21 protein-coding genes are annotated in these 25,184 nt (G+C 35.2%); 20 read left to right on the top strand and 1 reads right to left on the bottom strand.

The window, feature by feature from the left end; genetic code table 11:
• The first annotated feature begins 17 nt into the window (after nt 1-17).
• The 17 genes from glmM (at nt 18) to BLR36_RS10960 (ending at nt 21,502) form a co-directional block, all read left to right on the top strand.
• Nucleotides 18-1,370, top strand: a complete 1,353-nt coding sequence (glmM, locus tag BLR36_RS11040; protein WP_093061796.1) for a phosphoglucosamine mutase — start codon at nt 18-20, stop codon at nt 1,368-1,370.
• A gap of 137 nt (nt 1,371-1,507) precedes the next feature.
• Entirely contained in the window at nt 1,508-2,029 is a 522-nt protein-coding gene (locus BLR36_RS11035; protein ID WP_093061795.1) for a GNAT family N-acetyltransferase, read from the top strand.
• A 158-nt stretch (nt 2,030-2,187) separates the two neighbouring features.
• Nucleotides 2,188-2,700: a type 1 glutamine amidotransferase domain-containing protein gene (locus tag BLR36_RS11030; RefSeq protein ID WP_093061794.1), complete on the top strand. Its 513-nt coding sequence runs from the start codon at nt 2,188-2,190 to the stop codon at nt 2,698-2,700.
• Between the two features lie 150 nt (nt 2,701-2,850).
• Nucleotides 2,851-4,455 carry a gamma-glutamyltransferase family protein gene (locus BLR36_RS11025; RefSeq protein ID WP_093061793.1) on the top strand — a complete coding sequence of 535 codons (1,605 nt, stop codon included), beginning with the start codon at nt 2,851-2,853 and terminating at the stop codon, nt 4,453-4,455.
• A gap of 416 nt (nt 4,456-4,871) precedes the next feature.
• Nucleotides 4,872-6,674 (top strand): glutamine--fructose-6-phosphate transaminase (isomerizing), encoded by a 1,803-nt coding sequence (glmS, locus tag BLR36_RS11020; protein WP_093061792.1) that lies wholly within the window; start codon nt 4,872-4,874, stop codon nt 6,672-6,674.
• Between the two features lie 327 nt (nt 6,675-7,001).
• Nucleotides 7,002-7,535 carry a hypothetical protein gene (locus BLR36_RS11015; protein ID WP_175454046.1) on the top strand — a complete coding sequence of 178 codons (534 nt, stop codon included), beginning with the start codon at nt 7,002-7,004 and terminating at the stop codon, nt 7,533-7,535.
• A 428-nt stretch (nt 7,536-7,963) separates the two neighbouring features.
• A complete protein-coding gene (locus BLR36_RS11010) occupies nt 7,964-8,623 on the top strand; it encodes a hypothetical protein (protein ID WP_093061790.1) in 660 nt (219 codons plus the stop codon).
• A 345-nt stretch (nt 8,624-8,968) separates the two neighbouring features.
• A complete protein-coding gene (locus BLR36_RS11005) occupies nt 8,969-9,448 on the top strand; it encodes a hypothetical protein (RefSeq protein WP_093061789.1) in 480 nt (159 codons plus the stop codon).
• 279 nt (nt 9,449-9,727) lie between these two features.
• A complete protein-coding gene (locus tag BLR36_RS11000) occupies nt 9,728-10,531 on the top strand; it encodes a TnsA endonuclease N-terminal domain-containing protein (RefSeq protein WP_093061788.1) in 804 nt (267 codons plus the stop codon).
• A 15-nt stretch (nt 10,532-10,546) separates the two neighbouring features.
• The gene (locus tag BLR36_RS10995; protein ID WP_093061787.1) at nt 10,547-12,721 is read left to right on the top strand and encodes a Mu transposase C-terminal domain-containing protein; all 2,175 of its coding nucleotides are present in this window, start codon (nt 10,547-10,549) and stop codon (nt 12,719-12,721) included.
• On the top strand, nt 12,702-14,414 hold the full coding sequence (locus tag BLR36_RS10990) for an ATP-binding protein (protein ID WP_093061786.1): 1,713 nt from the start codon (nt 12,702-12,704) through the stop codon (nt 14,412-14,414). The genes BLR36_RS10995 and BLR36_RS10990 overlap by 20 nt, the downstream gene beginning before the upstream one ends.
• Nucleotides 14,377-16,266, top strand: a complete 1,890-nt coding sequence (locus BLR36_RS10985; RefSeq protein ID WP_175454045.1) for a TnsD family Tn7-like transposition protein — start codon at nt 14,377-14,379, stop codon at nt 16,264-16,266. The genes BLR36_RS10990 and BLR36_RS10985 overlap by 38 nt, the downstream gene beginning before the upstream one ends.
• A 185-nt stretch (nt 16,267-16,451) precedes the next feature.
• Nucleotides 16,452-17,594 (top strand): nucleotidyltransferase domain-containing protein, encoded by a 1,143-nt coding sequence (locus BLR36_RS10980; RefSeq protein WP_093061784.1) that lies wholly within the window; start codon nt 16,452-16,454, stop codon nt 17,592-17,594.
• A complete protein-coding gene (locus tag BLR36_RS10975; protein WP_093061783.1) occupies nt 17,569-18,015 on the top strand; it encodes a type II CBASS E2 protein in 447 nt (148 codons plus the stop codon). The genes BLR36_RS10980 and BLR36_RS10975 overlap by 26 nt, the downstream gene beginning before the upstream one ends.
• Nucleotides 18,016-18,035: 20 nt before the next feature.
• Nucleotides 18,036-19,184 (top strand): SAVED domain-containing protein, encoded by a 1,149-nt coding sequence (locus BLR36_RS10970; protein ID WP_093061782.1) that lies wholly within the window; start codon nt 18,036-18,038, stop codon nt 19,182-19,184.
• A gap of 111 nt (nt 19,185-19,295) precedes the next feature.
• Nucleotides 19,296-20,129: an NYN domain-containing protein gene (locus BLR36_RS10965; RefSeq protein WP_175454044.1), complete on the top strand. Its 834-nt coding sequence runs from the start codon at nt 19,296-19,298 to the stop codon at nt 20,127-20,129.
• A gap of 992 nt (nt 20,130-21,121) precedes the next feature.
• Nucleotides 21,122-21,502 (top strand): DUF3888 domain-containing protein, encoded by a 381-nt coding sequence (locus tag BLR36_RS10960; RefSeq protein ID WP_093061780.1) that lies wholly within the window; start codon nt 21,122-21,124, stop codon nt 21,500-21,502.
• Between the two features lie 106 nt (nt 21,503-21,608).
• Here BLR36_RS10960 and BLR36_RS10955 read toward each other — a convergent pair whose 3' ends face one another.
• Nucleotides 21,609-22,028, bottom strand: coding sequence for a DUF3888 domain-containing protein (locus BLR36_RS10955; protein ID WP_093061779.1), 420 nt, complete (start codon nt 22,026-22,028; stop codon nt 21,609-21,611).
• Nucleotides 22,029-22,227: 199 nt separating this feature from the next.
• On the opposite strand from BLR36_RS10955, the gene BLR36_RS10950 reads away from it, so the two are divergent.
• From BLR36_RS10950 to BLR36_RS10940, 3 genes are all read left to right on the top strand, one after another.
• Nucleotides 22,228-22,680 carry a hypothetical protein gene (locus tag BLR36_RS10950; protein ID WP_093061778.1) on the top strand — a complete coding sequence of 151 codons (453 nt, stop codon included), beginning with the start codon at nt 22,228-22,230 and terminating at the stop codon, nt 22,678-22,680.
• A 148-nt stretch (nt 22,681-22,828) separates the two neighbouring features.
• Nucleotides 22,829-23,254, top strand: a complete 426-nt coding sequence (locus BLR36_RS10945; protein WP_254771385.1) for a hypothetical protein — start codon at nt 22,829-22,831, stop codon at nt 23,252-23,254.
• A 423-nt stretch (nt 23,255-23,677) separates the two neighbouring features.
• A complete protein-coding gene (locus BLR36_RS10940; RefSeq protein WP_139185090.1) occupies nt 23,678-25,132 on the top strand; it encodes a WD40/YVTN/BNR-like repeat-containing protein in 1,455 nt (484 codons plus the stop codon).
• Nucleotides 25,133-25,184 lie beyond the last annotated feature (52 nt).

Raw genomic sequence — 25,184 nt, 5'->3', positions numbered from 1 at the left:
AAGGAGAGAAGCATAAAATGGGAAAATATTTTGGAACTGATGGAGTAAGAGGAGTTGCAAACTCAGAACTAACGCCAGAACTTGCATTTAAATTAGGTAGAGTTGGTGGCTATATACTAACAAAGGAAGTAACAGAACGACCGAAAGTATTGATCGGTCGAGATACGCGTATATCGGGGCACATGCTTGAAGGTGCACTAGTTGCGGGACTATTATCGGTTGGAGTCGAGGTAATGCGTTTAGGCGTTGTCAGTACACCGGCTGTTGCCTATTTAACAAGAGCAATGAGTGCAAATGCAGGAGTGATGATTTCTGCCTCTCATAATCCAGTGGCAGACAACGGCATTAAATTCTTTGGCTCTGATGGATTTAAACTGTCTGATGGACAAGAGGAAGAAATTGAGCAGTTATTAGATAAGGATATAGATGAATTACCACGTCCAACTGGAGCAGGTGTTGGTTCGGTTTCTGATTATTTCGAGGGTGGACAAAAATACATTCAATATTTGAAGCAGACTATAGATGAAGAATTTGTAGGCATTCATGTGGCCCTAGACTGCGCAAATGGTTCAACATCGGCTCTTGGTACGCATGTATTTGCAGATTTAGATGCAGATCTATCTACTATGGGATCTTCACCGAATGGCTTGAACATTAACGATGGGGTAGGTTCAACTCATCCAGAAAACTTAGCAAAATTTGTTCTAGAAAAAGGAGCAGATGTTGGGCTAGCTTTTGATGGAGATGGAGATCGTCTGATTGCGGTTGATGAAAAGGGACAAATCGTAGATGGAGATCAAATTATGTATATTTGTGCTAAGCACCTTCATGCACACGGTCGTCTAAATAACGGCACAGTTGTTTCAACTGTGATGAGTAATATGGGTTTCTATAAAGCTTTAGAAACACATGATATGGCAAGTGTAAAAACTGCGGTTGGAGATCGATACGTGGTAGAAGAGATGAAAAAAAATGGCTATAACCTAGGCGGAGAACAGTCTGGACATATTGTTTTCTTGGATTATAATACAACGGGTGATGGGTTATTAACAGGTTTACAGCTCGTAAACATTATGAAAATAACAGGAAAAAAACTTTCCGAGCTTGCTTCCGAAATGACCATCTATCCACAAAAGCTTATTAATGTTCGAGTAACGGATAAGCATGCCGTAACAGAAAATGAAAAAGTAGCAGCTATTATTAGTGAAGTAGAAAGTGAGATGGCTGGAAATGGTCGTGTTCTTGTACGTCCATCTGGCACAGAGCCATTAGTTCGAGTAATGGTAGAAGCAGCAACCGAAGAGGAATGCGAAAATTACGTAAACCGAATCGTTGAAGTTGTAAAAGCTGAAATGGGCTTAGAAGAATAAGCTAGAAAGCCAAATCAGGACCGTCTCCTGATACTGCACGAACAACGTAAAAGATTAGAAAACTTTTAATATCAATCCCTTCCTCTTTTCGAAGAGTGAGGGATTTTATGTTATTTTGAGTAAAAGGAGTGACCACCATGACCATTACGATTCGCCAGTGTACGTCAGAAAATCTTCACCAGTTGCAGCAAATTGGTCGTCAAACGTTTTATGAAACTTTTCATGAACACAACAAAATGGAAGATATGAAAGCTTATTTGGCAAAAGCATTTACAGAAGAGAAACTATTGAGCGAGCTTCTCAATCCGAACTCCGAATTTTTTGTCGCCTATGTAGATGGAGCAATTGCTGCCTATTTGAAACTCAATGTGGGAGATGCACAGACGGAGCAGATGGAAGACAGAGACCTTGAAATCGAGAGGATTTATATTCTGCAAGAGTTTCAGAAATCGGGGTTAGGTAAACAACTATACCAAAAAGCAGTAGAACGTGCACAGACGTTAGAAAAGCAGCGAATCTGGCTAGGCGTTTGGGAGAAAAACGAAAATGCGCTAGCCTTCTATGAGAAGATGGGGTTCACAAGATTCGGAGAGCACTCATTTTTCATGGGAGATGATGAACAAATGGACTTTATTCTCGTAAAGTCCATAGAGGCCTAAAGTAGGTTCATATCTGATCCCCATCATGTAGCTTAGGAAATGAAAAAACTGCGTTAAAAATGTCTACGTCTTCAGACTAATGGTTTTTATTTTTATGTTTATTAGACAAAGTTTAGTGGAATAGTAAGAGAGAACCAAACAAACCAAGGAGTGAGGAAATGGCTAAAGTAGCAACATTAATCACAAATATGTTTGAAGACGTAGAATACACAGGTCCGGCACAGGCACTGAACGATGCAGGCCATGAAGTATTTGCTATTGAAAAAGAAGCGGGTAAAGAGGTAACAGGTAAAAATGGAGAAGCAACGGTCAAAATCGATTACGGTATTGACGAAGTGAAACCAGAAGACTTTGATGCGCTATTTATACCTGGAGGATTTTCGCCAGATATTTTACGAGCAGATGATCGGTTTGTTCAATTTGCCAAGTATTTTATGGATGAGAAAAAACCAGTGTTTGCAATTTGTCACGGTCCACAATTACTCATTACTGCGAAAACATTGGATGGTCGAGATGCTACAGGGTATAAGTCGATTAAAGTGGACTTAGAAAATGCAGGTGTAAAATTCCATGATGAAGAAGTATTTGTTTGCCAAAATCAGTTGATAACCAGCCGTACCCCAGATGATATTCCTGCGTTTAATAGAGAAATCGTTAAACTGTTAGGTTAATAATTGAATAGACACATATTTGGAGCACCTTCTCTTTATGAGAAGGTGTTCTTTTTAATTGAAAGAAAATTCTTATTTATTTTAGGTGCTTCTTTTATTATACTTAATGAATCAAAGCATACCTAAGTGTGGTATAAGAGGGGGTTCTTAATGGATTTTTTACATCATCCGTTTCAAGGAAAGCGTCATACAGTATTTGCTAGAAAAGGAATGGTTGCGACCTCACAGCCTTTAGCTGCTCAGGCGGGGTTAGATATATTAAAAAAAGGTGGCAACGCGATAGATGCAGCAATTGCTACCGCCGCGGCACTTACAGTAGTAGAACCAACCTCTAATGGAATTGGTGGAGACGCGTTTGCTTTAGTATGGATGAAAGACAAGCTTTACGGATTAAATGCCTCAGGTCCTGCACCACAGTCTATTTCTGCTGAAGGGTTAATAGAAAAAGGGTACGATAAAATGCCTGTACATGGCGTTATACCAGTGACCGTGCCAGGCGTTCCAGCTGCATGGGCTGCATTATCAGAAAGATTTGGAAAGCTATCGCTTCGAGAAGTGTTAGAACCTGCTATTCAATATGCAGAGGAAGGGTATCCTTTAACGCCAATACTCGGGAAGTACTGGAAGATTGCATATAACAAATACAAGACTACGTTTACTTCCGAGGAATTTAATGCTTGGTTTGAAACCTTTGCACCAAATGGTAGAGCTCCTGAAATAGGAGAGATGTGGAACTCCCCAGGTCACGCACGTACACTTCGAGCGATAGGAGAAACGAATGCGCGTGATTTTTATGAAGGAGAAATAGCGGAGCAAATTGATATGTTTATGAAAAAACATGGAGGTTATTTAGCGAAAGATGATCTTCGTACATACAAAGTTGAATGGGTAGAACCAATTTCAGTTAATTATAAAGGCTATGACGTATGGGAAATTCCCCCGAATGGGCAAGGGATGATTGCTTTAATGGCCCTCAATGTTTACAAAAACTTGGGGGAACCGAGATGGCAAAGTGCGGAGACTCTCCATCATCAAGTAGAAGCGATGAAGCTTGCTTTTACAGATGGTCAAGCATTTATAACGGAGACTGCAGAAATGCCAATAAGTGTGGAGCAGCTATTATCCGAGGAATACGCTAAAAACCGATCAGCCTTAATACAGGAAGAAGCAGTAAATCCGGAAGTTTATGACATCCCTAAAGGTGGAACTGTATATTTAGCAACAGCCGACGAAGAAGGGAATATGGTTTCTTATATCCAAAGTAATTATATGGGATTTGGTTCAGGGATCGTTATTCCAGACACAGGTATTGCGATGCAAAATAGAGGACATGATTTTTCATTGGAGGCATCTCACCCCAATGTGTTAAAACCAGGGAAAAGAACGTTTCATACGATTATTCCAGGTTTTCTAAGCAGACAAGGGAAGGCAGTAGGACCTTTTGGCGTAATGGGAGGTTATATGCAGCCGCAAGGTCATTTCCAAATAGTGATGAATACAGTAGATTATTTGTTAAATCCACAGGCGGCACTCGATATGCCTCGCTGGCAGTGGATGAAAGGTACAACAATCCACGTAGAACCCGAATTCCCAAACTATCTTGTACAAAGTCTGATACAAAAAGGGCATCAAGTTCAAGTGGCGTCAGATAGTGGGAGCTTTGGTAGAGGACAGATTATTTGGCGAAACGATGAAACAGGAGTTCTTCAAGGAGGAACAGAATCTCGTACGGATGGATCGATTGCCGTTTGGTAGGCTAATAAGTTAGGAGAGAGCTATTACTTTGGTAATAGTTCTTTAAATTTTGAAAACCTTTTGCACCCTTAAAATTGACGAGCATAATATGAACATATATAATGTAGAAGTTGCAAATCTAGCATTTGTAACCGCGTAGAAATGGAGGATAGATAACGCGTAAAACATAGAAAACAATTATAGCGCCAGAGCTGAAGAAATTGGACGGAAAATCATCTTCAGCAGACGAGGTGGAGGTTATCGAAATTTCGGCGGATGCCTCCCGACCGTATTTGCCCGGTTGTAATTCTATTTCTTAAAACATTCAAGCGATTGGATGACAGAGGGATTAGAAGGCATTCTTAGCTTAATCGGCTACTACATATCAATTGTAGATAGCTTATTTTGACATGAATGTAAACGGAGGAAATTTTATTATGTGTGGAATTGTTGGTTATATTGGAGAAATAGATGCAAAAGAGATTTTGTTAAAAGGATTAGAGAAATTAGAATACCGTGGCTATGATTCAGCAGGTATTGCTGTATTAAACGAAGATGGAGTAATGGTATTCAAAGAAAAAGGTCGCATTGCAGACTTACGAGATGTAGTAGATGGAGAAGTGGGTGCAACAGTTGGAATTGGTCATACTCGCTGGGCAACTCACGGTGTCCCCAACCATGAAAATGCTCATCCTCATCAAAGTACAACAAAACGTTTCACATTAGTGCATAACGGAGTAATTGAAAACTATCATTTGATGAAAAAAGCATATTTAGCTGGTGTGGAAATGACTTCTGATACAGATACGGAAGTAATTGTACAACTTATCGAACGTTTTTCTAAAGACGGGTTATCTACAATTGATGCACTTCGCAAAACTTTGCATTTAATACATGGGTCCTATGCTCTTGCTTTACTTGATAACGAAGACGAGGATACTATTTATGTGGCGAAAAACAAATCACCATTACTAGTAGGTGTTGGAGACGGATTCAACGTTGTCGCTTCGGATGCAATGGCGATGCTTCAAGTAACTGAGCAGTATGTTGAGCTTCATGATCAAGAAATCGTAATCGTACGCAAAGATTCTGTAGAAATCCAAACATTGGAAGGCACAAAAGTGGAACGTGCTCCATATAAAGCAGAGTTAGATATGAGCGATATTGAAAAAGGAACATATCCTCACTATATGTTAAAAGAAATCGATGAGCAGCCAGCTGTTATTCGTAAAATTATTCAAGCTTACCAAAATGAGCAAGGGGAACTTACGATTGACCCTGCCATTTTATCAGCACTTCAAGACGCTGACCGGTTGTACATCATTGCCGCTGGAACAAGCTACCATGGTGGGCTAATCGGAAAAGAATACTTTGAAAAAATTGCGGGTATCCCAGTAGAAGTGCATATTTCAAGTGAATTTGGCTATAATATGCCACTACTATCAGAAAAACCAATTTTCATGTTCCTAACACAATCGGGAGAAACGGCAGATAGCAGACAGGTACTAGTGAAGATAAAAGAAATGGGATATCCAACCATTACAATGACAAACGTACCAGGTTCTACTCTTTCCCGTGAAGCAGATCACACACTTTTACTTCACGCAGGTCCAGAGATTGCCGTTGCTTCTACAAAAGCTTACGTAGCACAGGTTGCAGTATTAATGGTTACTGCTTCTGTATATGCGCAATCTCAAGGAAAAACGCTAGACTTTGATGTTATAAAAGAATTAGGAATTGTAGCAAATGCGGTTCAAGCAATTGTAGATTCTAAAGAAGAGATGGAAGAAATTGCTACAGAGTTTTTAGCAACAACTAGAAATGCCTTTTTCATCGGACGTAACATAGATTTCTATGTAAGCCAAGAAGGTGCATTAAAACTTAAAGAAATTTCTTATATCCAAGCTGAAGGCTTTGCTGGAGGAGAACTAAAACACGGTACAATTGCTCTTATTGAAGACGGTACACCAATCATTGCATTAGCTACTCAGCAAGCAGTAAGCCTAAATATTCGCGGTAACGTAAAAGAAGTAGTGGCACGTGGTGCTAACCCTTGCATTATTGCAATGGAGGGCCATGAGGAAGAAGGAGATCGCTACGTACTTCCAAAAGTAAACCAGCTTTTCGCTCCACTAGTTGCGGTAATTCCATTACAACTAATTAGCTATTACGCAGCATTGCACAGAGACTGTGACGTAGATAAACCTAGAAATCTAGCAAAATCAGTAACAGTGGAGTAATATTGTGGGTTTGAAATAATATAATGTTGAATGACAAAAAAGTCGTGAACTGGACAAAAAAGTTGTGGACTGGACAAAAAAGTTGTGAACTGGACAAAAAAGTCGTGAACTAACATTTTCAATAAAAAAATTAATTTAAAGCACGATCCAGGTTTAATTGGGTCGTGCTTTTTTACTTTCATCTAAAGTATAGTAGTAAATAATATGTTGAATCGAAAGAGGAAATCACAGTCCAATGCGAAGCATTATTTACGACCAGAAATGTCAATTACATAATTTTCATTAAGCTGGGAATAATACACCTAAAGATACTTTGAGGTGAAGAAAATGACCAGAACTATTTCCCTATTTCTGCTTTCATTTTGTTTGTTATTTTTATTGACCGTATTTGCAACTGCAAACAATAAGCCCAGTCCTTATGAAGAAATATATCCTGAAATCGGGTATAAGACTGTGGAAGAAGCATCGAAAGATTTTGAACAACATTTTAAACAAAGACTAGAGCTACCAATTAGAGTTCCCCCGCTAAGCTTCACTCACCATTTCGGAAGATTTAATGATTTAGAGGGCGACACCAATGACTCATTTGAAGTAGAATTTATCAGTGATTTATCATCTGAAAATCATTATAAAATTGATGTTCGACCTATTAAGTACGGCATTCCTAAACGAGAGAAGTATGTGTTAAAAACCTTTGAATTAAATAATGGGAATGAAGCCACTTATATGACTATTTCGGGTTTTAACGTGCTTGTTTTTGAAAGAGGAAATTGGCAGTATATGCTAAGTATCAATAAGCAGGTTTTAGATAAAGTTACTCCCGAAAACTTGGTTGAAATAGCAAATTCTATTGATTATTGAATCGAATCAAAAATTTTTCTTCTTCCACTAACGGGTGCTTTACTTCAAGAAGGAGTAAAGCCTTTTTTCTTATTGAAGTAAAGTGGCAGTTTAGTTGAACAAGGAGTTACCATTAGATGTACGAAGAAATATGCAAAAGGGTGGAAAATCCCCTTACGTATCAATTCCTTAAATTCTCCTTACGGTCTTGCGATTTACCGTTGACACGTCCCTAGTATTCCTCTCAAGTTCTACAAAAACAATACTTCCTAACACGTAGTAGGCTTTTTTTTAGAGGAGCTCGCATATTAAACACTTTCAAAGTTTATTTATTAAAAAATAACATACGATGCATGTATGGAATTGAAAAAACTTTAAATACTAACAACTAATTCTTAATAAAAATTTTTAGGAAAGGAGTAAGAATCATTAATCTTAAAAAAAATATAATGAGTGCACTCGTTCTTTTAATACTTAGTGGAATTTGGACCTACTCTCATTATCCAAATAATGAGAGTGTATTCGCAAAAGAATCCAAAAAAGAATACTCAAATGAAGTACTAATCGAAAATACTAATAATCTAACTAAAAAAATAAAAAGTGAACTAGAAAAACAAGACTTTACTATAACGTTTATTGGAATACATCTTCAAAACGAAGAAATCAATATTCGAGTAAATGGCACCCAACAGTATCTAAAAAGTATTGAAAAAGATATTGAAAAAATTGTTTATGAACTAGCACAAAAAACAATTTTTAAAGAATATTCAATTGGAGTTTATAAGGAAATCATTGTTCCAAATGATTCCATTAAATCAACATTAGAAATTAACCAACTATTAAATAAAATAAACACAACAGTCCAAAAAAAACTCGAAATTAAAGGATATACAACGGTTATAAATATACTCACAAAAAAACAATCCAAAAAACTAATTATAGAAATATACACATCTATACAAAAAGACAATCTAACTGATATCAATATAGGAAAAGAAATTGAAACAGAAACCAGGGAGTCTTTAGTAGAAATTATTCCAACATCAACAACTGAAAACCAAACATTAGAAATTAATATATATAATATTAACCAAGAAAAAATAAACTGAAATATCATCCAAAAGAGGCACCCCCACAAAAAAAACAGTGTAGGGGACTTATACAGCTCGAGTTTTCTTATTCAACTCACGGGTGCTTTAGTTTAACAAGTGATAAAAATAAATGTAAGAATAGCCCGTTCAATATGAACTGGGCTATTTTTATTTATATTAACCGAAAAGAATCTCATTTTTTGATGCAGCTAGTTATACTTTTTTTCATTTACACATTCGAATTTTAGTTTTGTGATAGGACGGTACCAGTTATTATTATAATAACCAACCTTTTTATTGAAGGAGTTTTACATACAAAAGTAGAAATGAGATAGAACAAGAATATAAAAAGGGGGAGGAACATTGTATATCGAAAATATTAGAGTTACGATTAAATCATTACCCGAAGAACGGTACGAAGAATTTTTAACTAAATTGAGGAAAAACTTGATTTACAAATATGATACCAAAATAAAACCCTCTGAATTAAAAATACAAGTTGAAAAATTTCTTGATAGTAAAACAGATAAAATATCCATTAGATACTTAGAAGGATATTTACTAACTTTAAACGATCTATCAGTAAACGGCGGATTAAAGGCAATACTGCAAGGTAGAATAAACACGCCTAGTACATGGCGGGATTTATTAATAATTGCAACTGAAGACCGACCGCTACCTAAGGTTATCAATCGAGAGCACTTAGACAATATATTAATAAAAGAGATTAAGTTACTATTTACCAATGTATTAACTTACTGTGCGCATGAAAATAAAGAAAAGCTTCAGAGGAACGTACATAAAGTAAATGACTTTTTAACAATAAGAATGGACTTGGATTAAAATCCAAGTCCTTTTTTGATGATTTAATTAGAAACTCATTAATTTAAGTAGTTTATAAATTACATTTAGTGTCAAAGATAAAAATATATATGTAAATCATAATTTACAACGAATAATGAAAAAACAAATTTTTTATGGTGAAAAAATATTATTAGATTCTATACTTTATCTTTTTTATTCTTTTCGGTGAAATTGAACTGGGAAAATCTAGACTATGTTAGGGGATATCCTTCTGTTTATGATAGTAACAAGGAAGTACAACAAAGGAGAGGGAAGACAATGGCAAAAAGAAAAACTCAATTAACCGAAAAGAAAATTAGTGAAATGGAAAAAGAGGGTCGGGGGCAAGGAACGGGAGAGAATTATAAACCCTGGATCAACATCCAAGATTTCCCTTCAAGTGGTTTATCGACACGGGGAAAGGGCTGGAAAACAAATAGAATCCATCAATTCTTATCCAAATTAGAAAAAGATTATTTTTATATATTGGAATGGAATAAATCGGTTGTTGATATCAGAGAACAGTTCCCACTGAATCGTGAAGATACTTTATTTATTGCCTCAACTAAAGAAATCAAACACCCAACTGACCCAAAATCTCAGATACCAATTGTTATGACTACTGATTTTCTTATCACGGTCGCCGATTCAACAGGAACAACACAGATTGCACGAACAATAAAACCTTCGAAAGGTTTGGAAGATGCTAGAATCATTGAGAAATTCGAAATTGAACGTACCTATTGGGAAGAACGGAATATTGACTGGGGAATTGTTACGGAAAAAGAAATGCCGAGGAATCTTATTGAGAATGTGGAATGGCTTCATTCTTCCTATTTCGATATCGAAGATTTACCATACGCGGTACTGAATACGTATGCTCAACAAATGAAAGTTTTCATTAAAAAATATAACACTTCGATTATTGAAATGGTAACAGAATTTGACAAAACCTTTCAATTAGAAGATGGAACGAGTTTGGAAATTCTTAAGTATTTAATTGCTCATCAAGAACTACAAGTTGATATTAATCAAAAGATCCATACTCATCTTTGGGTGGAGGATGTTTTCAAGAATATGTAGGGGAGAAGGAATCAAGTGTTCATAATTAATGACATTATTAGCATAGAAGAAGTTAACGGGGATAAACACGTAGAACGTATTCTTTGGATCGATGAAGGTAATGTAATTTGTTACACCATTCAGATTGAAAAAGAAAATGCCCTACCAATCAAGCGGAAAATATCAGATTTACATCAATTGCACTCGGAAGAATTATTATCATTTTTCGATAGAGAACCATATAGTTTTATATACCAAGCAGAAGATCAACTTTCTGATGAAAGGAAACTATTAAGAGACAAACGTTGGGAATTAATAAAAAATCTAGTTTCACATGAGCCAGAAATATATGAAAGTGAAAATAGAGGACGTTTAATTACTGCGGAAATAAATAGGACAAGTAAAAGCAAGGGGTTATATTATAAACACCTAAAGCAATTTTGGAAAAGGGGTAAAACGAAAAACGCATTGTTACCTGACTATCAAAATTCTGGTGGCAAAGGAAAAGAAAAAACTTTTACAGATAAGAAGAATGGAAGACCAAGGAAATTTGCCGCTGTCATAGGTGAAGGTATTATCATAACAGATGAAATTAAAAGAATTTTTGAAGTAAGTGTGAAGAGATTTTATCATACTACGAAGAAAAATCCGCTTTCGACAACTTTCAATCTAATGTTGAAAACTTATTTCGTCGCAGATTTTCGCTTTGATAAGGGTGTAAAAAAACCTATTTTGTTAGAACAAGACAAACTACCATCATTAAGGCAATTCCGACATTGGTATGAAAAGACCTACCAATCTGAAGAAAAACTTAGAAAAAGAAAAGGGAATCGAAAATACGAATTAGAGAATCGCGCAGTCTTAGGAACATCCGTTGGTGAACTTTACGGACCAGGAACAAAATTTCAAATTGACGCTACGGTTGCAGACGTCTATATCGTTAGCTCTTTTAATCGAAATTGGATTATTGGTCGCCCTGTTATTTATGTAGTAATTGATGTATTTAGCCGTTTGGTTTCAGGTCTGTATGTGGGACTAGAAGGTCCTTCTTGGTTTGGAGCAATGATGGCACTGTCAAACACTGCTAGTGATAAAGTTTCCTATTGTAAAGAATACGGTATTGAAATAACAAAAGATGAATGGGACTGTCATTATCTTCCTCAAACGTTATTAGCCGACCGAGGAGAGTTAGAAGGATACAACGTAGAACGGCTTATTTCGGCATTTAATATAAAAGTAGAAAATACTCCACCATACCGAGGAGATTGGAAGGGGATTGTCGAGCAACATTTTAAAACTATTCATACAAAGGTTAAACCCTTTATACCTGGTTTCGTAGATGTAGATATTAAAGTAAGGGGAGATAGGGATTATCGATTAGATGCTACATTAACTTTGCAGGAGTTTACTAGTGTGATTATTCGATGTGTACTCCATCACAATAATCATCATTGGCTGAAAGAATATAATCAGGATGAAATGATGATTAACGATGAAGTTTCACTCATTCCCCGTGAGCTATGGAATTGGGGTATAAAGAATCGGTCGGGAAAACTCCGTTCGTATCCAGAGGATATCGTGAAGTTACACCTCTTACCAACTGCAAAAGCTAGAGTAACATATAAAGGTATTGAGTTTAATAAGAAAATGCGCTTCAGTAGTGAAACCGCACTTAAAGAAAATTGGTTTGGAGAGGCAAGAAATAAGGGGAGTTGGCAAATTCCTATTTGTTATGATCCACGAAATATGTCACACATTTATTTGCCTAGTGAAGACGGTAGAAGTTATGAAACCGCAACTCTGCTTGACCATCATAAGAAATATCGAGACAAAACTATTGAAGAAGTAAATTATTTCTTTGACTATGAATTATTAAAAACACAAGAACATGATCATGAAGAAAATCAAACAAAAGTAGATTTGGCAAGCGACATTGAACACATTGTTCAAAAGGCAAAGAAATCTTCAGATAAAGAAAAAGTAGAAATAAGCAATAATCAAAAAGTTAATGGTATTCGAGAAAATCGATCAATAGAAAAGGAAGCAAGACGGATGGAAGAAGCGTTTCTATTGGCAGATACCAATGCTAGGCAAAACACATTATCAGAAGTATCAGGAGATGATATTCCTATAAACCAAGGATTGTCCAAAATTGAGCTATTACGTCAAAAACAAAAGGAGAAGTTGAATCATGCAGGACACCGCCAGTGATACACGAATTAAGCATGGTGAAGTGATGGTTAATGCTATTTACAGTGATCAGATAGTTCCAGATTACGAATGTAATCCTTTGATTGAAGCACTTCCTCCTATTTTTTCGGAAGATGATGTGATTGAACAACTATCGGTATTTCCTCCGTTCGATGAAAAAGAACGATTATTAAGCGCTAGTTATCGATTTCATTGTGTACAAAGATTGTTTCAATACTTTCAACCTTTTGAAAACCATTTGGATCTTGAACAAAGAATATCTAGAGCAGTTCGCCAAGGCTACTTACACCGTAGTCCAATGAAAAAAGAAGAGGTCATGAGGGTTTATGAAAGCTATGAAGCGATAAAAGAAGGGAAGCTTTTAAAAAACTATCAAACTGAAGCAAAACGGACAGCGGCTGGATTCACTATTATTGGTCTTTCGGGTATTGGGAAATCAACTGCAATCGAAAGAGTCCTGTCGCTATACCCTCAATTAATCAAGCATCATGAGTATCAAGGAAAACCATTTATTTATACTCAGATTTGTTGGTTAAAGTTAGATTGTCCGTTTGATGGTTCCTTAAAAGGGTTATGTATAAGTTTTTTTGCTGAATTAGATCGATTATTAGGGTCCAACTATTTAAATAAATTTGGGTCGCAAAGAAACACAACAGATTTAATGTTACAAAGAATGGCTCACCTATCCAGTCTTCACGGAATTGGTTTACTCATTGTTGATGAAGTTCAACATCTCAGCCTTAGCAAAAGTGGAGGATCTGAAAAAATGTTGAACTTTTTTGTTACTTTGGTTAATACCATTGGCATTCCTGTTTTAATGGTGGGTACCAATAAAGCAATTTCCATTTTACAAAGTGAATTTCGACAAGCAAGACGTGGCAGTGGACAAGGGGATATGATTTGGTCTCAAATGCCAAAAGATGAATCTTGGGAGTTATTCGTTGAGGGTATGTGGGAGTATCAATGGACAACCAAATATACTCCGCTAACAAGTGAATTAAGTGATCTGATATACGAAGAAAGTCAAGGCATACTTGATATTGCTATTAAACTTTTTATGCTTTCACAAGTACGAGCGATTTCAAATGGGATGGAAAAGGTGAGCGTTCAAACCATAAAACAAGTGGCTAGAGACAGTTTACGACTAGTTCGACCAATGTTAGATGCATTAAGGTCGGGAATTCCAAGCAAAATTGCCAAATACGAGGATATTCGCCCCATTGATATGGATGAAGAAATTGAAAAATATAAAGCCTCCATTGATTTGCATGAAAAGATTCGTCTTCAAAAGAAGATACAAAACCAAAAACGTCAGAAAAAAGAGCAATCACTTTTAGAAGAAGTGACGTTGCAACTTTTAGCCATGGATTTTGAACCAAACGAAGTTACTGCTTCTGTGAATAAAGTCTTCAAAAGATTTGGGGAAGATATTGAAAAATCACAGATAATAAAAGAAACGGTAAAAATTCTTATCGAAAAAGATGATAAGAAGATTGATAGCAACATCGAGAAAAAGAGAAGAAAGTCAACCGATGATAGTTATTTGGGTCGTCTAATGGAAGAAGCAAGGCAAGAGAGAAAATCAGTACATGAATGGTTCGCTGAAAAGAACATTGTTAAACAACCTTTAGATGAATTTTGGGAGGAAGATAAACATGGACATACGCCATTGGTTTCCAACACCATATCCTGATGAATTACTATACAGTGCATTTGCAAGGTATCATGTAAGGTCAGGCAATACAAGTCCAAAAATAACGACCGAAGAATTATTTGGGAAACGAACCATCAGATCAGTTTGGGATTTACCAGCCAATTTGGATACTTTACTAGAACGAATGGATTCTAATTGGGATGTAGATAAACTAATTCTTAATCACACGATGTATTCCTACTATGCAGCTTTCTTACAACCAAATCAGGCGGAAAAAGTCAAACAATCCATGAAGGGTGGGAAAGGTGGCACAATACACACCCGTATAGGAGTTTCTGCAAGTAATGTGAAAATAAAAACGAAACTTTGGATGTGTAGTACATGTATCAAAGAGGATGTAGATACTTATGGTGAAACATATTGGCGTAGAGTTCATCAGGCTCCTGGTGTGTATTTATGTCCGAAACATGAAACCGTATTAGAAGAAACGACAATTTCAGTAAAATCGAAAAATCAACATGAATACATCATTGCCACTCCTTACATTGAAAGATCGGTTTACAACTTGAATGGATTAGGTTCTGAAGAAAAGCAGCAACTTCTAAGAATTGCACAGGTAACAGAGTCACTACTATTAAATACTCATTTGCAAACAAATGCAAATACACTTAGAAACAAGTATCTTGTGCTATTAAAGCAAAAAGAATATGCAAGCCTTAATGGTTTTGTGAAACGTGACAAATTATTTCAGAGTTTTAGAACAAAGTTCTCCGAGGAATGTTTAATTCTATTGCAATCTCAAATCACTTTAGATGAGAGCAATTGGTTAACGATGATATTTCGAAAGCACCGTAAGTCATTTCATCCGCTAAGGCATATATTAATAATGCTCTTTTTAGAGACTGAATTGAGTCACTTAATTAAAAGAGAGCAATATAATCCTTTTGGTCAAGGTCCTTGGTTATGCCTGAATGTTGCTTGTGCCCATTATCACAAACCAATCATAACTTCTTTGGTAATAACAATATGTTATGATACTAAAAAGCCTGTCGGCACATTTTGTTGCAATTGTGGTTTTATTTTTTCAAGGAGAGGACCAGATAATAGTAAGGATGATTGGTATCGAATTGGTACGATAAAAGACTACGGAGTTATTTGGAAAGAGAAATTGAGCCATTTAGTTACTGAAGGAAATTCGCTCAAAGAAATAGCAATGGAATTACAAGCAGATAGAGCAACAGTCAAAAAGTATGCTACTGAATTAAATTTAAAAGTCCCATGGAAATTACCTAAGGTGAAACAGAATCGTTCCGAGGTGATAGTAGAGGATTACGAAACACAATTGAAGGATCGTAAAAATAGATGGATGGAACTCCAGGAACTATATCCAGAAAAATCAAAAACAGAGTTACGAAAAATTGCACCCGATGTATATACCTATTTGTATAGGAACGAACGGGATTGGCTCAATGATTTTTCGCCTGTGAAGACAAGAATGCAAACGCCGAATCAACGTGTAGATTGGGAAGAACGAGATACAGAATTGTTGGAACAAGTTAAGGAAGTTATTCAAACTTGGGACAAGGGTTCTGAGAAACCTACTAAAATTGCCGTAACTTCTATTGGAAAGAAAATAAATAAACTTTCATTGTTACAGAAATATGCGGATAAGCTGCCGAAAACTATGAATTTTATTAGTAAAGTTTCAGAGGATGTAGCAACCTTCCAAAAAAGACGTGTAATGTTGTTAATTGAAGAGTTAAAAGAACAAAATGAACCAATTATTGAATGGCAAATATATAAATTAGCAGGACTCCGACCAAACATTTCAAATGATGTAAAAAGGTTCATTTCACTCACTGTAACTGAATATGAATCCACTAAAAAGTGAGCTTAGAGAATAAATCTCTAGGCTCATTTTTAATATAAAAAATAAAAAGGTAATAAAATTAAAGGTTTCTATATATTGTGTTTGTTGTTCTTTGACTATCTACATGTTGTGTAATATAATCTAAATAAGAACGTGCTTTCCCCTTCGGTGCTTATTCGGAAACTATAAAAAGAAAGGAATAATTTATGATTAAAAACTTCGAAAAAAATATTTTAGTAGATGATTTGTTACAACGTATTGGTGAAAAGTTGCAAATTAGTAAAACACAAAGGAAACTTGCCGAGGAACGTTATGAAGCAGTTGGAACTTGGCTTTCGAAAGATGGCGATTTATTTGATGGATCAGAGATAAACATTTACCCACAAGGGTCGCTTAGTATTGGTACAACTGTAAAACCGCTATCAAAACAAGAATATGATCTTGACTTGGTATGTGAAGTTGATGAGCCCCATGAAGGTAAAGATCCAATTGACTTATTAAATACGATTGAACAACGTTTAAGAGATAATGAGATTTATAAGGATAAGGTAGAACGAAAAAATCGTTGTATTCGGCTTAATTACGCGAATGAATTCCATATGGATATTTTGCCAGCACACCCTGCAAACCCACGACCAGACACATGTGTAAAGGTTCCTGACCGTAAAGCAGAGGATTGGAAAGATAGTAACCCAAAAGGTTATACTGCTTGGTTAAATGATCGTTCTATCATAGTGAAACAATCCTTTGAAGTTCGAGCAGATATTGAACCACTACCTAATGATGAAACTGTTGAAAGGAAAGCACCGCTAAAAAGGGCTGTTCAATTAATCAAGCGTTATCGAGATATATATTTTGAAAAAGAGTCTGATTCAGCACCAATCAGTATCGTTTTAACGACGCTTGCTGGACAAGTATACGAGGGACAAGTTTCTGTTAATGAAACTATAACACACGTTTTAAATCAAATTCAGGTCCTGGTTTCAAAAAGCGATACAAGGTTAGTTGTCTTAAATCCTTCAAACGATAAAGAAGATTTGAGTGAAAGATGGGATGGCAAACCAGAATTATATCAAAAATTCGTGAAATTCATTCGAGATTTCAAAGAAAATTGGGGGGAATTGGAAGAGTTGCAGGGGCTGAGTGAAATTGCTGAGAAGCTAAAGCAAATGTTCGGCGAGAATGTAACCAACCAAGCATTCAAAGAACAAGCCGCACATATAGGGAAATCAAGAAATAATAAAGGACTTGCAGTAATTGGTTCAGGGTTATTGGTTGCAGCAACAACAGAAAAAGCAGTTGCAATGGAGAGAAACACGTTTTATGGCGAAAAAAAAGATTCCATATAAAAAATTGTTTTTACCACTAGCTGAACAAATTGTTGCAATGGAAAATGATTTTCCTAATTTTATAGCAGATTGGAATAAAAACGTTGTGATTTGGACAGGCGACCTTCAACCAACCCCATTGAGTAAAAACTATACCGTTCGTATAGTTTATTCTTTGGGCATGGATCAACCAGATGTAACGGTGCTTTCTCCTGAACTTGTAAAAAAAGACGATGAATCTATACCACATGTGTATCCAGGGAACAAATTGTGTCTTTTTCGACCAAAAAAGAAGGAATGGACAAAAGAAAAGCTGATTTCAAAAACAATTGTTCCTTGGACTTCACTGTGGTTATATTACTATGAATTATGGCATGCAACAGGTGAGTGGCTTGGTGGAGGGGAACATCCGAATAAGAAAAAAGGGAAGAAATATATATAAAATTTAAAGGGGCTATTGTATTGTCAAAAACCAAAATTCCAGAAAAAGTAAAATTAAATTTATGGGTTAAAGCAGCAGGTCGGTGTGAATACGAGGGCTGTAATGAGCCGTTATGGGAAGATTCTATAACTTTGGCTAAGATGAACGCATCCTATATTGCTCATATCATTGCTGATAGCCCTGGTGGTCCACGCGGACAGGAAACTCTATCTGAAATACTTGCAAAAGATATTAGTAATCTAATGCTAATGTGCGATATACACCATCGTTTAATTGATAAAGAAGATGTCGATAATCATCCAGTAGAAAGACTTCGTGAAATGAAGAGAAAACATGAAGAAAGAATCGAGATGGTAACTTCGATTACCGATACTATGAAAAGTCATGTTCTAATATATGGAGCGAATATCGGCGAACATGCTTCTCCATTAAATTGGAAGGTCACAACAAGTGCAATGTTGCCTAAACGATATCCAGAAGAGAATCCTGCAATCGAACTGAGTTTAAAAAATAGTTCGTTTTATGATGATGATGATACATTGTACTGGACAATCGAGAACGAACAGCTTAAAAATCAATTTAAAGATAAGGTAAAAAGGAAGTTAGAGTCTGGAGATAATAAACATTTATCGATTTTCGCATTGGCTCCACAGCCGCTACTTATTTTATTAGGAACATTAATATCAGACATTTACCCTGCCGATGTTTATCAATTGCACAGAGAGCCAACAACATGGAAGTGGCAATATGAACCCGAACACTTTGAGTATAAAGTCATTGAACCGATAAAAGTTCATAAAAAGGTTGCATTGAATTTGTCGCTAAGTGCATCGATCGATAATAGTCGGATTACGAATGTACTAGGAGAAGAAACATCGATATGGACAATAACAATCCCTTCCCCAAATAATGATTTTTTGAAGGGAGAAAACCAATTAAGTCAGTTTCGCGTTCTAATGAGGGAACTATTTAATAAGATTAAATTTACCCATGGTGAAGATTGTATTATTCACATTTTCCCTGCTATATCGGTTTCAACCGCGGTTGAATTAGGACGAGTATGGATGCCGAAAGCTGATTTGCCATTATACTTATACGATGAAAATAAAAAAAATGGCGGATTTCAATCTGCGTTTTTGATAGGTGATATTAAGTCCGATAATTTATGATGATAAAGAATCTTTAAAACAAGAGGTTTGTATTCAAAAAAAACGTGACTATTTTCTTAGTATTCGATATGATTAAAATATTATATGTACCAAAGGAAGGAATACCGAAAAATGTCAACTGTATGTTATGTAGATTTTGAAAATCTATACAATTCTTTGGAGAACGAATACGGCTTTAAATTAACTGATCAAGGCTACATCAAATTAAAGCAATTTCTGATTAGCGAATTCCAAATAGACAAAGCATCTAATATAAAATTGTTCGCTATTTGGGATTTTTTTCAACATGTTAAGCAACAAATTGCTTTATTAAATATAGGATTGATTGATACCATTATTAATGCTTCTAATAGCACTGATGGGAAAATAGTAGTTGAAGCACTAACAAACAGTAAAGAGCATAATCATATTGTATTTTTGTCAGGAGATGGATTGTTTTTGCATCCAGCTATCTATCTTTCACAAGAACTAGGTAAAAAAGTTTCATTTGTAGCATTAAAGAAAAGTTGTAGCGATGAATTTATAAAACTTGGATTTCCAACTTTTTACTTAGATGATTTGTTTGATATTACAGGATATCAAGTTAGTTCAGATGAAAAATCTTTTGAAAATACACAAGCATTATCATCTGATTTAGAAATTATCTTACATAAGGTTGTCCATATGGTGAATGCATTAAAAATTAAGGAATTGGCATGGATCGGAGTTGCACATCAGGTTATTGATATGCGAAAAAAACAAGGGAAGTCTCAAACTCCATTTGACAAGGTTTCCAATGTACTCGCTTTAATATCAGAAGGTTGTAAAAATGGTGTTTTCATACCAGGAAAACAACCCCACTCTACTAAGACAGGAACACAAGATACAATAAAACTCAATGAAGAAAACTTACATGTTAAGAAAATAAAAAGAATTGTTGACAATGAATTAAATCAAGGTGTATAATTTGGTTGGAAGTTGAATATTATATAAATGAACATCGAAACAAGGAATTATCAAAGTAACATAGAAATAATAAGAGTAACATAGATAAATCAGAGAAGCATAGAATTTAAACATTGAATAATAGAAAAATAAAACGATTAAGTGATTAATTCACTTAATCGTTTTATTTTATAAGATGATTATAATCATTCCAACTATTTTATCTTTGAACAATTATTGTTGGATGACAAAAAAGTCGTGAAGACGTTAGAGGCTCTTTTTCTATTTATAACACTTTCTGAGTACCCGACTTTTTTTGTGGAAGGTTTTACATAACGTGAAAATGCGGGGTCGAATGTTTCATAGTAACCGACTTTCTTGTAACTGAACAGTAATGTTGGTTGACAATACCCAGAAGGTATCGAGTATTACACAAATGTGTATTCTGAGAAGAAGTAAAAGGTAAGCAATATTCAAGTAACGGGTGCTTTACTTCAAGAAGGAGTAAAGCCTTTTTTCTTATAAAACTAAAGCAGCAAGTTAGTTCAATAAGAATAATGTCTTATCACAAGGAAATCCCATATATAATCATTAAATTCCATATATTTCCCCACCTTCTGACAATAACTTAACCCATTCAACAAAAGAAAACAATATGATTTTTGGAATTGTGTAAAAATTATAATACTTATCTTGTTACTAATCGGTGCCAAATACTGTTGTGTTTACACTCTTTGAAATTTTTCCTATTCATAAGTACAATCTAAAAAGCAGGTGCAATGGCAAGTCGGATTTTAATATTATTAGGCTATGTTAAAGGAAAAGGTTGATTTATAGTAAAGCGGTAAAATGCCCCTACATCTGATTAAATTAATTTCAGCTCCACTGGATCTTTTCTCAAAATAAGAGTAAGTTTGTGAAGGAATGTACTTAAACTAACGCGGCAGTTTAGTTGAAGAAGGATATTGTTTTATCTAAAGCAAATACTACCTTTTAAAAAGGTAGGTGATTAGATGAAAAAGATATCAGTAATATTTTTATTGTTATTAATTAGTTTAACAACTGTTTTATATGTAACTTGGAAAAGACCACCGATAACAGAGAATGTCAGTGCCGAAGAAATACATTCCGATTTTTATGATGTATTATTGGTGTTATTAGACCCATATGCAAGGAAAGTGATTAATAAGGAATATCCAAGTCGTAGTTATGCACTTTGGGATGCAGAAATATTAGAAGTTAAACGACTAACTGGTGGATATTCTCAGTATGATTTTACTGTGAAAGTAAAATATGATACGTATACAGGTCCTTTAAATCCACCTGAAGGTCCTATTACATTAACCTTTCATGTAACAACAGAAGGGGTTTCAGTTAAAAAAATTCAAAAATAAGTCCTTATAAAGCTTTCTACCTTATTCAACTAACGGGTGCTTTACTTCAAGAAGGAGTAAAGCATTTTTCTTATTGAACTAAAGCAGCAGTTTAATGGAAGCCTATTTATGATTCGGGAGGGTATTTATAAGTCTTTAGGTGCGTGTGATTTATCAATTTAACCTCAGGTCCATAAGATATTTCATAAGTCATTCGGTCCTTTCCTACTGGAATCCAGTGTCCACCATCGGTAGGCTCAATTTCAAATGTAATTTCCAATATAAAGCCACGAAAACCATTTACTCTTCTTGTTTCAATTACTTCAATTTTCCATGGAGTGACATCAGGTGAAAAATCTTTTAAAATCTTCGGGTAATAATAGTTATTCAAATCTTTTTGAATATAAGGAGCAAGCATGTTCATAAGCATATCCTGTAACCTAAGCTCTTCAGAGTCTTGAGTTGGTTTAGCTGATGAAACGCTTATTTTTTGAAAAGAAGTAATAAGAACAAGGGATAGTATAAAAACGATTAACATCTTTTTCATTTTCTTGAATACACCTCTTTCGATTTTATCGAATTAATTGTATTGTTACCATTTCTGAATAGAGTATGTGCTTATTCAACTAACGGGTCTTTACTTAAAGAAGGAGTAAAGCACTCTTTCTTATTGAACTAACGCAGCAGTTTAGTTGAACAAGAATTGTTACTTTCATTCAATATTAACGTCTACTGTAAATAAAGGGGTGAGTACAATTAAACAGATTTCTGTATTAATTATTATTGGACTGATTATGATAGGAATATTTATTTTTGAACCGTTTCGTTCAGAACCACCTACACCAAACGTAACAATAGGAGATGTTGATATTCCTACTACACAAGGTTCGTATTGTTGGGAGGGGCTACTTTCAGCTCAGTGTGTAGATAAGGCTTATACAAGTTTGTTTGATATGGCAAGTACGCATAAACCAACAGTTGTATCACCGAATGAAAAAATAAAAATTGAATTTAAGAAAAAACCCATTGCTGGAACAATGAAGGTAGAGCAATGGGTAGATGAAGACAATATACAAAAAGTTGAAGTGAAAAATGGCTCAATTGTGGTTCCTAAAGAAAAAGGTGTGTATGTATATAGTGTAGTATCTGATTGGAAGCAAGGAGACGGGAATTATGCTTTCTCAGTAGAAGTAAAATAAATAGACCTTTCTTAAACTAACGGGTGCTTTACTTCAATTAGAGTAAAGCATTTCTTGTCCAACTAACAGAGCAGGTTACTTTAAGATGGATGGATACCTCTTTCTAATTTGGGAAGATTAGAAAAGAGGTGAATTTATCTTGAAAAAAATGTATGTACTGATTTTAATCATATCTTTATTTACTTTGGTGTCATTTGAAGCCTATGCACAGCCTAAAAATTGTCCTGTATTAAGTGAATTAGAGAAAGTATCGCTTAAGGATAAAAAAGAGGTAATAGAAGCTTTAAATACTTTAATACCAAAAACTTATGGAACTGGATTAGAGGATTTACCTGACATATATACTAAGTGGAATGTAGTAACTGCCAAACCTTTTCCTAAAACAGTTGGTAATGAAATAGAAGAAGGCTATTTTGGAATGGCTAAAACCTTTTGTGGCAAAGAAATTGCTGAAAAGTCATGGCTCGTACGTTTAGATTTCCCCAAAGCACCTGGAGCTGACTTAGCCCAAGGTCAAATATTTTTAGCTAAAAGTAAGGAAAAAGGATGGTTTGTTTGGTTTCGATACCATTAAACTGCTATTCCTTATTAAACTCCCATGAAAATTAGTTCTTCAAGAAATGAAAAATGACAATACTTAAAAAGACCCCTACTTAATCGTTAAAAAAAGGAGAGCGTGAATAAGTCTATGGATTACGGTTGACTTGGATTAAGGTCAGTATCAGTATTGACGCTTCCTACCCATTTTCATTCTCTGTGGTGCAGCATTTTTTGTGCTGCATGGATGGCTAACGGGTGCTTTACTTCAAGAAGGGGTAAAGCCTTTTTCTTATTGAACTAACGCGGCAGTTTATTTTAAGAAGGATTCTCTGATAAAAGGAGTATTTGTTTGTTAAATTGGATCTAAGAGGGAATATAACGAAGTATTTACCCCATCCTAAATAAGCACATTAATCCTGTGATTAATGTGCTTATTTAGGATGGGATGGTGGTAATTTTGAATTTCATAAAAAAAATCTCTTGTTTATTAGTTATTTTTTTAGTTTTTGTAAATTTGATTGGTCGTGAAACAATCGCTTCAGATGGTGAAATTACGCTAAAAGAAGCGATTGACATTGGATTCGAGAGAGCAAAAGAATGGAATGTCAACGCAATACTTACCAGTGTAAACAGTGTGGATGAAACCATGGGGGGCTCGAGAGGGGAAGCAGGGAAACGCTTTAATTGGTTTGTGCAATTTATGGCTGAAGGTACAGATGAGCATTTACTAATTGGTATCTCAGAAAAGAAAATTACCTTATTTAGACCGATTAAGCAATCTCAGGTTCCTACAATACCCTACGATGAGATCAAATTGGATAGCTCTTATGTTCTTCAACTAGCAAAGGATAAATATGATCTAAAAAAAGGAAAAGGTTGGGCAACAGGATATCATTTTACATTGGATAACATCGAGGGTACACCAATTTTAACAGTGATTGGAAATGATCGAGATAAACGATTTACTCGAATTTCATTCAATGCCAGAAACGGAGATATAGTCAGTGCCATTCATAAATTACCATACGGTGGAGGATTAATATCCAAACGTATTGATTCCGAAAAGCTATCTAAAAAAGGGGTGGCGATAATGGGGGTTGTCGCTGGAAACAAAAAACTAGTCATATGGGGAGACAATAAGCCAACTCAATTTAGTACAAGTAATCGACCTTTTATTGAATGGAGCGAGAACGGCGGAAAAAAATGGACAGAACTACGAGTTTATAATTATGTGACACAGGCTTGGTTTGATAGGAATGATCAATTATATGCAGTTACGGAAAAAGAAATATGGACAGGTATTACATCTAAAAGTAAAGGAAGGAAAATTCTTTCATTAGACCACCCGATTGAGAACGTAGATTATTCCATCAACAATCATATAGCTGTGCTATCAAATGGTAATGTTTATTATACAACCAATCAAGGGAAGAGTTGGGAACAAGCTATTGTTCCTAAACCATTTTATGAGGTTCAAATATCGGATAATGGTGACTTGATAGGACTCACAGAAGAAAGAAAGATTTTGCAAAAGACAAATGTTGGGTGGAACGAGATAACTCTGCCGAATAGTGATGATGTACCTGATGATATGAAAGTGATTAATAATAGGCTATTCATCACCACACAAAGTGGAATTTGGACCCGAAATCTTCAAGAGGAAAATTGGAGAAAAATTAAAGTTGATGAAGTGGTAGTTAAATTTATTAAAAAAGGAGAGAAATTATTCGGATATACACAGAGAGGTGAAGCTATTTATTCCATCAGTACGAAAGATGAAAGAAAATCTGAAAAAGTGTTTGATGCGGGGGATTCCATCGTTATGGATGTGGTCATCATTGGAGATACGTTATGGATTGCAACCATACCAAATTATTCGTGGGAAGAAATGATGATTCAGCAGCGTAAATAAAAAACAGATGGATACCAATCCTCTGCTTTTTATTTGCTTAGTAGTATCATAA

Origin of the sequence: Psychrobacillus sp. OK028, assembly GCF_900103605.1 — a bacterium.
Lineage (GTDB): Bacteria > Bacillota > Bacilli > Bacillales_A > Planococcaceae > Psychrobacillus.
This window is presented reverse-complemented; position numbering and strand designations above follow the sequence as displayed.

What these genes read in the sequence shown, in the direction of transcription:
- glmM (WP_093061796.1), top strand. Translation starts at nt 18, where the DNA reads ATGGGAAAATATTTTGGAACTGATGGAGTAAGAGGAGTTGCAAACTCA.
- BLR36_RS11035 (WP_093061795.1), top strand. Translation starts at nt 1,508, where the DNA reads ATGACCATTACGATTCGCCAGTGTACGTCAGAAAATCTTCACCAGTTG.
- BLR36_RS11030 (WP_093061794.1), top strand. Translation starts at nt 2,188, where the DNA reads ATGGCTAAAGTAGCAACATTAATCACAAATATGTTTGAAGACGTAGAA.
- BLR36_RS11025 (WP_093061793.1), top strand. Translation starts at nt 2,851, where the DNA reads ATGGATTTTTTACATCATCCGTTTCAAGGAAAGCGTCATACAGTATTT.
- glmS (WP_093061792.1), top strand. Translation starts at nt 4,872, where the DNA reads ATGTGTGGAATTGTTGGTTATATTGGAGAAATAGATGCAAAAGAGATT.
- BLR36_RS11015 (WP_175454046.1), top strand. Translation starts at nt 7,002, where the DNA reads ATGACCAGAACTATTTCCCTATTTCTGCTTTCATTTTGTTTGTTATTT.
- BLR36_RS11010 (WP_093061790.1), top strand. Translation starts at nt 7,964, where the DNA reads ATGAGTGCACTCGTTCTTTTAATACTTAGTGGAATTTGGACCTACTCT.
- BLR36_RS11000 (WP_093061788.1), top strand. Translation starts at nt 9,728, where the DNA reads ATGGCAAAAAGAAAAACTCAATTAACCGAAAAGAAAATTAGTGAAATG.
- BLR36_RS10990 (WP_093061786.1), top strand. Translation starts at nt 12,702, where the DNA reads ATGCAGGACACCGCCAGTGATACACGAATTAAGCATGGTGAAGTGATG.
- BLR36_RS10985 (WP_175454045.1), top strand. Translation starts at nt 14,377, where the DNA reads ATGGACATACGCCATTGGTTTCCAACACCATATCCTGATGAATTACTA.
- BLR36_RS10980 (WP_093061784.1), top strand. Translation starts at nt 16,452, where the DNA reads ATGATTAAAAACTTCGAAAAAAATATTTTAGTAGATGATTTGTTACAA.
- BLR36_RS10975 (WP_093061783.1), top strand. Translation starts at nt 17,569, where the DNA reads ATGGCGAAAAAAAAGATTCCATATAAAAAATTGTTTTTACCACTAGCT.
- BLR36_RS10965 (WP_175454044.1), top strand. Translation starts at nt 19,296, where the DNA reads ATGTCAACTGTATGTTATGTAGATTTTGAAAATCTATACAATTCTTTG.
- BLR36_RS10960 (WP_093061780.1), top strand. Translation starts at nt 21,122, where the DNA reads ATGAAAAAGATATCAGTAATATTTTTATTGTTATTAATTAGTTTAACA.
- BLR36_RS10955 (WP_093061779.1), bottom strand. Translation starts at nt 22,028, where the DNA reads ATGAAAAAGATGTTAATCGTTTTTATACTATCCCTTGTTCTTATTACT.
- BLR36_RS10945 (WP_254771385.1), top strand. Translation starts at nt 22,829, where the DNA reads ATGTATGTACTGATTTTAATCATATCTTTATTTACTTTGGTGTCATTT.